Source organism: Streptomyces sp. NPDC086554 (assembly GCF_040686095.1).
GTDB lineage: Bacteria > Actinomycetota > Actinomycetes > Streptomycetales > Streptomycetaceae > Streptomyces.
The window spans coordinates 22,468-35,448 of the sequence record NZ_JBFBJK010000001.1; the positions used below are offsets into that span (position 1 = coordinate 22,468).

Annotated in this window: 6 protein-coding genes; 3 read left to right on the forward strand and 3 right to left on the reverse strand. The window is 69.3% G+C overall.

Going from position 1 to position 12,981, the window contains the following annotated elements; genetic code table 11:
• Positions 1 to 842 precede the first annotated feature (842 nt).
• Entirely contained in the window at positions 843 to 1,409 is a 567-nt protein-coding gene (locus tag AB0O76_RS00100) for a DJ-1/PfpI family protein (protein WP_365483119.1), read from the reverse strand.
• A gap of 506 nt (positions 1,410 to 1,915) precedes the next feature.
• Between AB0O76_RS00100 and AB0O76_RS00105 the strand changes: the two genes are divergently transcribed.
• The 3 genes from AB0O76_RS00105 to AB0O76_RS00115 all read left to right on the forward strand — a co-directional run bounded on the left by AB0O76_RS00105 (position 1,916) and on the right by AB0O76_RS00115 (position 11,119).
• On the forward strand, positions 1,916 to 6,865 hold the full coding sequence (locus AB0O76_RS00105) for an NAD-glutamate dehydrogenase (protein ID WP_365483122.1): 4,950 nt from the start codon (positions 1,916 to 1,918) through the stop codon (positions 6,863 to 6,865).
• Positions 6,866 to 7,055: 190 nt separating this feature from the next.
• Complete coding sequence (locus tag AB0O76_RS00110) at positions 7,056 to 9,962, forward strand: bifunctional glycosyltransferase family 2 protein/CDP-glycerol:glycerophosphate glycerophosphotransferase (RefSeq protein ID WP_365483125.1); 2,907 nt, start codon at positions 7,056 to 7,058, stop codon at positions 9,960 to 9,962.
• Positions 9,962 to 11,119, forward strand: a complete 1,158-nt coding sequence (locus tag AB0O76_RS00115) for a glycosyltransferase (RefSeq protein WP_365484367.1) — start codon at positions 9,962 to 9,964, stop codon at positions 11,117 to 11,119. The genes AB0O76_RS00110 and AB0O76_RS00115 overlap by 1 nt, the downstream gene beginning before the upstream one ends.
• Positions 11,120 to 11,157: 38 nt before the next feature.
• Here AB0O76_RS00115 and AB0O76_RS00120 read toward each other — a convergent pair whose 3' ends face one another.
• Both AB0O76_RS00120 and AB0O76_RS00125 read right to left on the reverse strand, forming a co-directional pair.
• Positions 11,158 to 11,964, reverse strand: a complete 807-nt coding sequence (locus tag AB0O76_RS00120) for an ABC transporter ATP-binding protein (protein ID WP_365484370.1) — start codon at positions 11,962 to 11,964, stop codon at positions 11,158 to 11,160.
• A 28-nt stretch (positions 11,965 to 11,992) separates the two neighbouring features.
• Positions 11,993 to 12,904, reverse strand: a complete 912-nt coding sequence (locus AB0O76_RS00125) for an ABC transporter permease (RefSeq protein ID WP_365483128.1) — start codon at positions 12,902 to 12,904, stop codon at positions 11,993 to 11,995.
• Positions 12,905 to 12,981: the final 77 nt, after the last annotated feature.

A 12,981-nucleotide genomic window follows, 5' to 3' on the forward strand; every position in this document is an offset into this window, starting at 1 on the left:
CGCCGGGTGGAAAGGTTCCGGTGCGGGCGTAGCGGGGGCGACATGGGATTCGGCTTCGGGCAGCGCCTGTCCCGCCGCTTCGCGGCGGATCTTACCCGCCCACCCACCCGATTGCCCCGCGTCGCGGGGCTGGGCTACCGCGGGGGCATCGGGCGGGTGGGCGGAGTTCCCGCGGGTGCCGCGGGGTTGCGAGGGGTGCTGGGTGATCGGGCGGGTGGTTGGGGCAGGCCGGGGGCGGGTGGTGCCCGGTGCCAGGCGCGGGGTCTCGGGGCTGGCACCGCACCCGCCACCGAGCGCTGAAGCGCCGCCACGCAGGGTGCCGACCCGGTGGCCGAGGCGGTGCCAGCACGGGGTCTCGGGGCCGGCACCGCACCCGCCATCGAGCGCTGAAGCGCCGCCACGCCGAGTGCCGACCCGGTGGCCGAGGTGTTGCCGCCGCGCAGGGTGCCGACCCGGTGGCCGAGGTGTTGCCGCCGCGCAGGGTGCCGACCCGGTGGCCGAGGCGGTGCCGCCACGGAGGGTGCCGCCCCGCTGAAGCGGTGCCGCAACGCCCGGTGTGCCCCCATGGCTCGTGGTGGACCGCCTGCCCTCGCCGACGAGGGCAGCCGACCGCTTTGTGCCGCTTCCCGGACGTCCAGGACGGGCGCCGTTGGCCACGGCAGATGTGGGGGAGTTGACCACTTCACTGTCCGGCGCCCCGCCCCCGGTCCGTCCGGGAAGCGGCACAGGGGCAGCTTGGCGGCACGGGTGGCGCCGCGCATCGGTAGCGCCTCGTACCCGTATACGCATTTCGTGGGGGTGGGCTTGCTCGGTATACGTAGTGGCAGGCGGCGGGCGCCCGCCTACGTAACCGGTGCCTTCGCCCTCAGCACCGTGAGGAACTCCCTCATCCATCCGGAGTGGTCAGGCCAGGCGCGGGCCGAGACCAGTGTGCCGTCGACCACCGCTTCCGCGTCCTGGAAGGTCGCGCCCGCCGCCTGCATGTCCATCTCCAGGGCCGGATACGCCGTGACCCTGCGGCCGGTCAGGCCGCCGATCGCCGCCGTCAGGAGCGGGCCGTGGCAGATCTGGGCGACCGGCTTGTCGGCGTCGAAGAAGGATTTGAGGATCTTGCGGAGCTCGGGGTCGTTGCGCAGGTACTCAGGGGCCCGGCCGCCCGGGATCACCAGGGCGGCGTACTGACCGGGATCCACTTCGGAGAAGGCGAGGTCCGCGGGCCAGGTGTAGCCGGGCTTTTCCGTGTACGTGTCGAAGCCGGGCTCGAAGTCGTGCACCACGAACTGCAGCTTCTTGCGGGCGGGGGCGGCGATGTGGACGTCGTACCCCTCCTCGCGCAAGCGCTGGAAGGGGTAGAGGACCTCCAGCGACTCCGCCGCGTCGCCGGTCACTATCAGGATCTTGGCCGTCATCGGTGCTCGCTCCCCAGGGTGAGGTCTGCCCGTCGGGTCTGCTTCAACTGTCGGTCCGTCCCGCTCAACGTGCATCCGCCCGTCCGGTTTGCCAAGAGGGCCGACAGCCGATGGATGGCGGGAAGTCTCTGTGCAGACTGTCAAAATTGCACCCCCTCTTTTGTACACATACGGCTCATGACGAGTCCCGGGTGCGGGGCGATAGCCTTGACCCGTGATCAGCGCGATATCCCGCGGGGGCGCGAGCGCCCCCGTCCTGCGCCCGGTGAACACGGATGACATCCGTGCCCGGGCTGTCGCTGACGCTTCTTCGCGGTGCGGCCGCTCAAGTCATCTCGGCCACCGCTCGGCGAACCCGCCGGCCGTGCCGACAATGGCGCATAACCGCCCGCTCATCTCTCACCGCGGCATAACGTCGACTTCGACCGGAGACCCCGCGTCGTGGCGTTACGTCGAATCACTTCCTTCTACGTCACGCAACGGCGCGCGACAGGAGTCAGAGGACAATGCAGACCAAGCTGGACGAAGCCAAGGCCGAGCTGCTCACCCGGGCGGCCCGCGTAGCTGAGAACAGCCCGGTTGGGGGGCGCCTACCGAACGGGGCACCCACCGGGTCGAAGGGCGACGAGGCCACACCCGACCAGGACACGGTCCTCGCGTTCCTCCAGCGCTACTACCTGCACACCGCCCCGGAGGACCTGGCCGACCGTGACCCGGTCGACGTCTTCGGAGCCGCCTTCTCCCACTACCGGCTGGCCGAGAACCGCCCCCAGGGCACGGCCAACGTCCGGGTGCACACCCCGACCGTCGAGGAGAACGGCTGGCAGTGCAGCCACTCCGTCGTCGAGGTGGTCACGGACGACATGCCCTTCCTCGTCGACTCGGTCACCAATGAGCTCTCCCGGCAGGGGCGCGGCATTCATGTCGTCATCCACCCCCAGGTCGTGGTGCGACGGGATCTGACCGGCAAGCTGCTCGAGATCCTCACCAACGATCCCGGCGCCGAGCGTCCGCACGACGCGGTCACCGAGTCGTGGATCCACGTCGAGATGGACCGCGAGACCGACCGCGCGGACCTGAAGCAGATCAGCGTCGATCTGCTCCGTGTCCTGTCCGACGTACGCGAGACCGTCGAGGACTGGGAGAAGATGCGCGACGCCGCGTTGCGCATCGCCGATGAGCTCCCCACCGAGCCGACCGCCGACGACCTGCGCGACCAGGAGGTCGACGAGGCCCGTGAGCTCCTTCGCTGGCTCGCCGACAACCACTTCACGTTCCTCGGGTACCGCGAGTACGACCTCATGAACGGCGACGCGCTCGCCGCGGTGCCCGGCACCGGCCTCGGCATCCTGCGCGCCGACCCGCACCACGCGGGCGCGGACGCCCACCCGGTGAGCCCGTCGTTCAGCCGGCTGCCCGCGGACGCGCGTGCCAAGGCCCGTGAGCACAAGCTTCTGGTGCTCACGAAGGCCAACAGCCGGGCCACCGTGCACCGGCCCAGCTACCTCGACTACGTCGGCGTGAAGAAGTTCGACGCCGACGGCAATGTGATCGGCGAGCGGCGGTTCCTCGGGCTCTTCTCGTCCGCCGCGTACACCGAGTCCGTGCGGCGTGTGCCCGTCATCCGCAAGAAGGTCGACGAGGTGCTGAAGGGCGCGGGCTTCTCGCCCAACAGCCACGACGGCCGCGACCTGCTTCAGATCCTGGAGACGTACCCGCGCGACGAGCTCTTCCAGACCCCGGCCGATGAGCTGCGGTCCATCGTCACGTCTGTGCTTTACCTCCAGGAGCGCCGTCGGCTGCGGCTCTACCTGCGCAAGGACGAGTACGGGCGCTACTACTCCGCCCTGGTCTACCTGCCCCGCGACCGCTACACCACGGGCGTACGGCTGCGGATCATCGACATCCTCAAGGAGGAGCTCGGCGGCACCAGCGTCGACTTCACCGCCTGGAACACGGAGTCGATCCTCTCCCGGCTGCACTTCGTGGTCCGCGTCGCGCCGGGCGGCGGCATTCCGCAGCTCACCGAGGCCGACGTCGACCGCATCGAGGCGCGGCTCGTCGAGGCCGCCCGCTCCTGGGCCGACGGCTTCGCCGAGGCGCTGACCGCCGAGTGCGGCGAAGAGCGCGCCGCCGAGCTGCTCCGCACCTACTCGGGCGCCTTCCCCGAGGGCTACAAGGCGGACCACACGCCGCGCGCCGCCGTCGCCGACCTCCAGCACCTGGAGCAGCTGAAGCAGGGGAAGAAGGACTTCGCGCTCAGCCTGTACGAGCCGGTGGGCGCCGCCCCCGGTGAGCGCCGCTTCAAGATCTACCGCTCCGGGGCCCAGGTCTCGCTCTCCGCGGTCCTGCCGGTCCTGCAGCGCCTCGGCGTCGAGGTCACCGACGAGCGGCCCTACGAGCTGCGCTGCACGGACCGTACGAACGCGTGGATCTACGACTTCGGGCTTCGCCTGCCCAAGTCCCAGAACGGCAACGGCGACTACCTGGGCGACGACGGCCGCGAGCGCTTCCAGGAGGCCTTCGCCGCCGCCTGGACGGGCGAGGCCGAGGTCGACGGCTTCAACTCGCTCGTCCTGCGGGCCGGGCTCAACTGGCGCCAGGCGATGGTGCTCCGCGCCTACGCCAAGTACCTGCGCCAGGCGGGCTCCACGTTCAGCCAGGACTACATGGAGGACACCCTCCGCAACAACGTCCACACCACCCGCCTGCTCGTCTCGCTCTTCGAGGCGCGGATGTCCCCGGACCGCCAGCGCGCCGGCGTCGAGCTGACGGACGCCCTTCTCGAGGAGCTGGACGCCGCCCTCGACCAGGTCGCCTCGCTCGACGAGGACCGGATCCTGCGGTCCTTCCTCACCGTCATCAGGGCGACCCTGCGGACCAACTTCTTCCAGGAGGCGGAGGGCGGCAAGGCGCACAACTACGTCTCCATGAAGTTCGACCCGCAGGCCATCCCCGACCTTCCCGCGCCGCGTCCGGCGTACGAGATCTGGGTGTACTCGCCGCGCGTCGAGGGCGTGCACCTGCGCTTCGGCAAGGTCGCGCGCGGTGGCCTGCGCTGGTCCGACCGCAGGGAGGACTTCCGTACGGAGATCCTCGGCCTGGTCAAGGCGCAGATGGTGAAGAACACCGTCATCGTGCCGGTGGGCGCCAAGGGCGGCTTCGTCGCCAAGCAGCTGCCCGACCCGTCCGTGGACCGCGACGCGTGGCTCGCCGAGGGCGTGGCCTGCTACAAGACGTTCATCTCGGCGCTGCTCGACATCACCGACAACCTGGTCGCGGGCGAGGTCGTGCCCCCGGCGGACGTCGTCCGGCACGACGAGGACGACACGTACCTCGTGGTCGCCGCCGACAAGGGCACCGCGACGTTCTCGGACATCGCGAACGAGGTCGCCGAGTCGTACAACTTCTGGCTCGGTGACGCCTTCGCGTCCGGCGGCTCCGCCGGTTACGACCACAAGGGCATGGGCATCACCGCCCGCGGCGCCTGGGAGTCCGTCAAGCGGCACTTCCGGGGGCTCGGCACCGACACCCAGACCGAGGACTTCACGGTCGTCGGCGTGGGTGACATGAGTGGTGACGTGTTCGGTAACGGCATGCTGCTCAGTGAGCACATCCGGCTCGTGGCCGCCTTCGACCACCGGCATATCTTCATCGACCCGCGTCCTGACGCCGCGACGTCGTACGCGGAGCGCCGCCGCCTCTTCGAGCTGCCGCGCAGCTCCTGGGCGGACTACAACAAGGAGCTGCTCTCGGCGGGCGGCGGGATCTTCCCGCGCAGCGCCAAGGCGATCCAGCTCAACGCGCACATCCGCGAGGCGCTCGGCATCGAGTCGGGCGTCGCCAAGATGACCCCCGCCGACCTGATGAAGACGATCCTCCAGGCGCCGGTCGACCTGTTGTGGAACGGCGGCATCGGTACGTACGTGAAGTCGTCGGCCGAGGCGAACACGGACGTCGGCGACAAGGCGAACGACGCGATCCGCGTCGACGGCGCCGATCTGCGCGTCAAGGTCGTCGGCGAGGGCGGCAACCTCGGTCTGACCCAGCTGGGCCGTATTGAATTCGCGCGCGCCGGTGGGCACATCAACACCGATGCCATCGACAACAGCGCGGGCGTGGACACCTCCGACCACGAGGTGAACATCAAGATCCTGCTGAACGCGGTCGTCGCGAACGGCGACATGACCGTCAAGCAGCGCAACAAGTTCCTCGCCGCGATGACCGACGAGGTCGGGGAGCTGGTCCTGCGCAACAACTACGCGCAGAACACCGCCTTGTCGAACGCGGTCTTCCAGTCGCCGTCCCTGCTCCACGCCCACCAGCGCTTCATGCGGCGCCTTGGCCGCGACGGGCACCTGGACCGGGGCCTGGAGTTCCTGCCGACCGACCGGCAGATCCGCGAGCTGCTCAACTCGGGCCGCGGGCTCAGCCAGCCCGAGCTTGCCGTGCTCCTCGCGTACACGAAGATCACGGCCGCCGACGAGCTGATCCAGACGTCGCTGCCGGACGACGCGTATCTGCAGCGGCTGCTGCACGCGTACTTCCCGAAGGCCTTGCGCGAGAAGTTCCCCGAGCAGGTCGACGGGCACGCGCTGCGTCGCGAGATCATCACGACGGTGCTCGTCAACGACACGGTGAACACGGGCGGTTCGACGTTCCTGCACCGGCTGCGCGAGGAGACCGGGGCCTCTCTGGAGGAGATCGTCAGGGCGCAGCTCGCGGCCCGTGAGATCTTCGGTCTGAGCAAGGTCTGGGACGCGGTCGAGGCGCTCGACAACGTCGTGGCGGCCGATGTGCAGACGCAGGTCCGGCTGCACTCGCGCCGGCTCGTCGAGCGCGGCACGCGCTGGCTGCTCAACAACCGGCCGCAGCCGCTGCAGCTCGCCGAGACCATCGAGTTCTTCAGCAAGGGCGTCGCCGAGGTCTGGTCCGAGCTGCCGAAGCTGCTGCGCGGCTCCGACCTGGAGTGGTACGAGGGCATTCGCGACGAGCTGACGGGCGCGGGTGTCCCCGAGGAACTCGCCCAGCGGGTCGCCGGGTTCTCCTCGGCCTTCCCGTCGCTCGACATCGTCGCGATCGCCGACCGCACGGGCAAGGACCCGATGGCCGTCGCCGAGGTCTACTACGACCTCGCCGACCGGCTGCGGATCACCCGGCTCATGGACCGCATCATCGAGCTGCCGCGCGCCGACCGCTGGCAGTCGATGGCGCGCGCGTCGATCCGTGAGGACCTGTACGCGGCGCACGCCGCCCTCACGGCGGACGTGCTCTCCGCAGGGAACGGCGAGGCCACTCCCGAGCAGCGGTTCAAGGCCTGGGAGGAGAAGAACGCGGCGATCCTGAGCCGGTCGCGGACGACGCTGGACGAGATCCAGAGCTCGGACGCGTTCGACCTGGCGAACCTGTCGGTCGCGATGCGGACGATGCGGACGCTGCTGCGTACGCACACGTAGGGCGTAGCCCAGAGCGAAGAGGGGGCGCCCCGAGCCATCTGGCTCGGGGCGCCCCCTCTTGCTGTGCGTGCGTGGCTCGCGCGTGACCCTATCGCGGCGCTTCCTTGGGCCGATCACACCCCCTCGAAGAGCGCTAATCGGGCATTAGCGATAATTAGTAGGATGAGCCGGTATCTGACTGGAGGGACGCATGGGAGCGATAGGTGAGCGGGGGACGCCGGAGGCGCGACCCGATGTGTCCGTAGTGGTGATCGTCTACAACGACGTGGAGCGGCTGCCGACCGCCGTCCGGTCGGTGCTCGACCAGACGTTGCGCGGCGTCGAGGTCGTCATCGTCGACGACTGCAGCACGGACGGCTCGTACGAGACGGCCCGGCGTCTGGCCGCCGAGTACCCCGAGCGGGTGCGGGCCTACCAGCTGCCGGAGAACAGCGGGGGATGCGGTGAGCCCCGCAACGTGGGCATCGGGCACACCGTCGGCAGTCATGTGATGTTCCTGGACAGCGACGACGTCCTGGAGCGCAACGCCTGCCGCAATCTCCTCGAAGCCGCCGAGCGCGACGGCTCCGACATCGTCTCCGGGCTGTGCGTACGGCTGCACATGGACACGCGCAACAAGAAGCGCGAGCAGTGGTACCCGTGGCTGTACGCCACGACCCGCACCCTGGAGTCCGTCGAGGAGCTGACGGACCTGTTCGTCTGGGACACGCTGTCCACGAACAAGCTCTACCGGCGCGACTTCCTCGTCGAGAACGGTCTGCGCTTCCTGAAGGGGATGTACTACGAGGACCTGATGTTCATCGCCGAGGCCTACCTCGCCGCCGACCGCATCACCCTCATCCCGAACCAGGTCTACTTCTGGCACGTCTACGCGCGCGGCCCCGTGAAGTCGGTGAGCAATCGGCGCCACGAGATGGTCAACTTCCAGCACCGGATGGAGATCCACCGCCGGATCGACGCGCTGCTCGCCGAGCGCGGCCTCGACGAGCTGCGGCTCGCCAAGGACGTCAAGTACCTCAAGCACGACCTGGTGCTCCACCTGCGCGACCTGCCGTTCCGTGACGCCTCCTACCGGCAGGAGTTCGCGGGCCTGGCCCGCGACTACCTCGCCGGGATCGACCGCGCCGCGTACGCCGAGGTGCAGCCCGTCCAGGCCATCTGCGCCTACCTCCTGGAGCAGGGCGACTGGGACAACCTGCTGCCCGCCGTGGACACCCTCACCAACCGCGACAAGATCTCCTCGCCGCTTGCCGAGCGGGACGGGCGCGTGTACTGGTGCGCCGAACACCTCGACGACCCGTCCGGCCGCCAGGTCCTCGACGTGACCGCGCTCGGCTACCACAGCAAGCGCCTCGACCAGATGTTCCTGCGCAACGTCCTGACGCGTTACGAGGAGTCGGCGGGGGCGGGGCAGTCGGCGGGGACCGTACGGATGGCGGGCCGCGTCACCAACCCGCTCCGCACCATCGGCCAGGACGCCGTGCTCACCGCCGAGCTGGAGTTCAGCGCCCGGCGGCGGAGCCTGCAGTCCTTCCGCTTTCCCGTCTCCGAACTGCGCCACGAGGGCGAGGCGATCTCCTGGGAGGCCACCGCCGATCTCGCCCGGCGCCTTCGCCCGCTCGGCGTCATCGACGCGGTGTGGGACGTGCGCCTGCACCTCACCGCCGACGGGGTGCGCACCACGACGCGGCTCACCGCGAGCACTCCGGGCCTCGCCGAGGGGCTGCTTCCGGTGCGGCCGCGGCTGACCCGCCTGGTCGCCGATCACATCGAGCCCGAGGTCTCGCAGCGCGGGCACCTCGCGTTCCGGCTCGTCACGCGGGACGCGGCCGGCGACAGGATCCAGGACCTGGTGGCGCGCGGCACGCACGGGATGCCGGGGAAGCTCGCCAAGTCCGGCTTCCGCAGGGCGAAGAAGCTGCGCAAGGACCTCACCTCCGGGCAGAGCAAACTGCGCGTCTACGACGAGGTGTTCAGCCGCCTGCCGGTGCGCAAGGGCACGGTCGTCTTCGAGAGCCACCTCGGCAAGCAGTACAGCGACAGCCCCCGCGCCATCTACGAGGAGATGCGCCGCCAAGGGCTCGACTTCGAGGCCGTGTGGTCCTACTCCGGCAGCCCGAAGGGCTTCCCCGAGGACGCCACGCTGGTGCGGCGCTGGTCGCTGCCCTATCTGCGGGCCCTGGCGCAGGCCGAGTTCTGGGTCGACAACCAGAGCTACCCGCTCAAGCTCACCAAGCGCCCCGGAACGACATACATCCAGACCTGGCACGGCTCCGCGCTCAAGCGCATGGGCTTCGACGAGCCCGCCTGGAAGCTGCGGAGCAAGCCGCAGCAGGACGCGCAGCAGCGCGTACTCGACCGCTTCGACCGCTTCCTGATCCGCTCCGAGCACGATGTGCGGACTCTGGCGAAGGCCTTGCGGTTGAAGGAGAAGGTGCTGCTGCGGGTGGGTTATCCGCGCAACGACGCGCTGGTGCGCGCCAAGCGCCGCGAGGACGCGACGGGCGTACGCGAACGCGGCCCGCTGGCCGCCGAGTTGGGCATCCCCGACGACAAGCGGGTGCTCCTGTACGCGCCGACCTTCCGCAAGCACGGCGGACGGCACGGACGCTTTGAACTGCCCTTCGACGTAGAGCGGTTCGCGGAGGAGTTCGGCGACAGGTATGTGCTGCTCGTGCGCTCGCACTACCTCAACCACGTCGTGCTGCCGCCGTCCGTGCGGGGGCGCGTCATCGACGTATCCGCGCATCACGACGTCACACCGCTCTATGAGCTCGCCGACGCGATGATCACCGACTACTCGTCCGTGATGTTCGACTACGCGCTCCTCGACCGGCCGATGCTGTTCTTCACGTACGACTACGAGGAGTACGTGCATGAAGGGCGAGGGACGTACTTCGATCTGCGGGAGCGGGCTCCCGGTCCCGTGGTCGACACCGAGGACGAGCTGTTCGGGGCGGTGAAGGCGCTGGACGAGCAGGCTCTGGAGCATGCGGCGGCGCGGGCGGAGTTCGTCGCCGAGTTCGGTGAGTACGACAAGGGCGACGCGGCCAAGAGCGTCGTCGAGCAGTTCTTCTCGCACTGGAGCGGCAAGTGATGCAGACGGCGCAGCGCACGCGGGACATCTTCTTCGTCTCCAACAGCGTCAACGAGCTGGGCGGGGTCACCAGTTGGTCGCACCAGATGGCGAAGCTCTTCGCCGGGCGCGGTCATCGCGTGCACGTCATCGGCATCACCGAGCCGGGTGTCCCGCAGGACATCGGCACGGATCTGCCCTACCCGACCACGACCCTGTACGACGAGCACCCGCCGCGCGTCGGACCGGCGCGCGGCATCAAGGGGCGGCTCAACGTGGCCGAGCACCGGCTGCGCGCACGCCGTCAGGAGGGCATGCACGAGCAGGCCGCCAAGCTGACCGCGCTCTTCGCGCAGGCCGGGCCCGGTGCCGTCGTCATCGTCACGCAGGTGTGGGCGATGGAATGGGTCGAACTGGCCGACACCACCGGCCTGTTGGTCATCGGCATGAGTCATGAGTCGTTCGCGTACTCGCGGGCGTGCTCGCGCTTCGGGCGGGTGCGGAGGCACTACAAGGACGTCGACCGGATGCTCGCGCTGACCCGCGAGGACGCCGACCTGTGGATCAGGCAGGGCCTGGACAACGCCTCCTTCATGCCGAACCCGCTGCCCTTCATGCCCGAAGTGCCGTCCGAGCGCACCGAGAAGGTCGTCACCAGCATCGGCCGCCTGCACGACCAGAAGGGCATCGACATGCTCCTCGACACCTGGGCGGAGGTCGCGCCGCTGCACCCGGACTGGACGCTGCGGATCTACGGCTCCGGCGAGGACGAGGAGATGCTCAAGAAGCAGTGCACGGCGCTCGGCCTCGACGACTCCGTGGAGTGGATGGGGCGCACGAGCGACGTGCCCGGGGCGCTGCGCGGCGGCTCGGTGTTCGTGCAGTCGTCGCGCGGCGAGGGCTTCCCGCTGGCCCTGATGGAGGCGATGGCCACGGCGGTGCCGTGCGCCGCGTTCGACTGCGCGCCCGGCGTGCACGAGATCGTCCAGGACGGCGTGGACGGACTGCTCGCCCGGCTCGGCAACACCGCCGAACTCGCCCGCAGACTGGACACGTTGATGTCCGACAAGGAGCTGCGGGACCGGATGGGCGAGCTGGCGAGGGAGAACATCCAGCGCTATACGACGGACGAGATCGTGCGCCGCTGGGAAGAGCTCTTCGTCTTCCTGGAGCGGTGAGCCGCTCCTGGTTCCCGTTGCGGTTCGCGGGCGGTGAGTTACTTCTTGCCGCCCGTGAACCGCTCGTACTCCTTCAGTACGTCCTCCGTCGGGCCGTCCATCCGCAGCTCGCCGTGCTCCAGCCAGAGCACGCGCTCGCAGGTGTCGCGGATCGACTTGTTGTTGTGGCTGACCAGGAAGACCGTGCCCGCGCGCTTGCGCAGCTCGCGGATGCGGGCCTCCGAGCGCTTCTGGAAGGAGCGGTCACCGGTCGCCAGGGCCTCGTCGATGAGGAGTACGTCGTGGTCCTTGGCGGAGCCGATGGAGAAGCGCAGGCGGGCCGCCATGCCCGAGGAGTACGTCCGCATGGGCAGCGTGATGAAGTCGCCCTTCTCGTTGACGCCGGAGAAGTCGACGATGTCCTGGTAGCGCTCCTGGATCTGCTCGCGGGACATGCCCATCGCCAGGCCGCCGAGCATGACGTTGCGCTCGCCGGTCAGGTCGTTCATCAGGGCGGCGTTGACGCCGAGCAGGGAGGGCTGGCCGTCGGTGAAGATGCGGCCGTTCTCGACCGGGAGGAGCCCGGCGACCGCCTTCAGGAGCGTCGACTTGCCCGAGCCGTTCGTGCCGATCAGGCCGATGGCCTCGCCCTTGTACGCGGTGAAGGAGACCTTCTTGACGGCGTGCACCTTGCGTACGCCGGGGGACTCGCCCCGCTTCAGGATGCGGCCGAGCGCGGCGGTCGCGCTGCCACGGCCCGATGTGGCGCCGCCATGGACGCGGTAGACGATGTCCACCGCGTCGGCGATGACGGTGGGGGCGGGTGCGGACGCCGGCAGGTCCGGCAGGTCCGGCAGGTCCGGCAGGTCCGTCTTGGTAGGGGTCAATGTCGTCTCAGCCACGGCCGTACGTCTCCTCTGCCTTCCAGAAGTAGATGAAACCGCCGACTCCGGCGAGCAGCGCCCACCCGACGGCCCAGGCCCAGACGTGCTGCGGGAGCTGCTCGCGCTGGAAGGTGTCGATCAGCGCGAAGCGCATCAGGTCGATGTAGACCGCGGCGGGGTTGCACTCCAGGAGGACCTTCACGAAGTGCGGCAGGTCCTTGCCCTTGAGGACCGCGTCGATGCTCCACATCACGCCGGACGCGTACATCCACGTACGCAGCACGAACGGCATCAGCTGGGCGATGTCCGGCGTCTTGCTGCCGATCCGCGCCATCACCAGGGCCAGGCCCGTGTTGAAGGTGAACTGCAGGACCAGGACCGGGATCACCAGGAGCCAGGACGCGGTGGGCGGTACGCCGAAGCAGAGCAGGATCACCACAAGGGCGCCCATGGAGAAGAGCAGCTGCTGGAGCTGTTGCAGGCAGTACGAGATCGGCAGCGCCGCCCGTGGGAAGTGCAGGGCGCGCACCAGGCCGAGGCTGCCGGAGATGGCGCGGGTGCCCGCCATCACCGAGCTCTGCGTGAACGTGAAGATGAAGACGCCGGTGACCAGGAAAGGGACGTAGTCGTCGACGTCGTGCTTGGTGTCCATCAGCACGCCGAAGATGAAGTAGTAGACCGCCGCGTTCAGGAGCGGGGTCATCACCTGCCAGACCTGGCCGAGCTTCGCCTGGCTGTACTGCGCGGTGAGCTTGGCGGTCGCGAAGGCGGTGATGAAGTGGCGCCGCTGCCACAGCCGGCGCACATACGCCGGGAGCGTGGGGCGGGCGCCGCTGACGGTCAGGCCGTGCCGGGCGGCAAGGTCGGCCGGGTCGGGGGTGCCGACGGTGGGGCGGGACGGTGCGTCGAGGACCTGACTCACTTCCGCTGCTTTCACTCGGGAGCCATGGGACGCGTACGTCGGGACGGACCCGTATCGTCGCAACGTCGAGAGTAGGG

Coding starts and splice junctions, on each gene's coding strand:
- AB0O76_RS00110 (WP_365483125.1), top strand. CDS start 7,056: ATGGGAGCGATAGGTGAGCGGGGGACGCCGGAGGCGCGACCCGATGTG.
- AB0O76_RS00100 (WP_365483119.1), bottom strand. CDS start 1,409: ATGACGGCCAAGATCCTGATAGTGACCGGCGACGCGGCGGAGTCGCTG.
- AB0O76_RS00115 (WP_365484367.1), top strand. CDS start 9,962: ATGCAGACGGCGCAGCGCACGCGGGACATCTTCTTCGTCTCCAACAGC.
- AB0O76_RS00105 (WP_365483122.1), top strand. CDS start 1,916: ATGCAGACCAAGCTGGACGAAGCCAAGGCCGAGCTGCTCACCCGGGCG.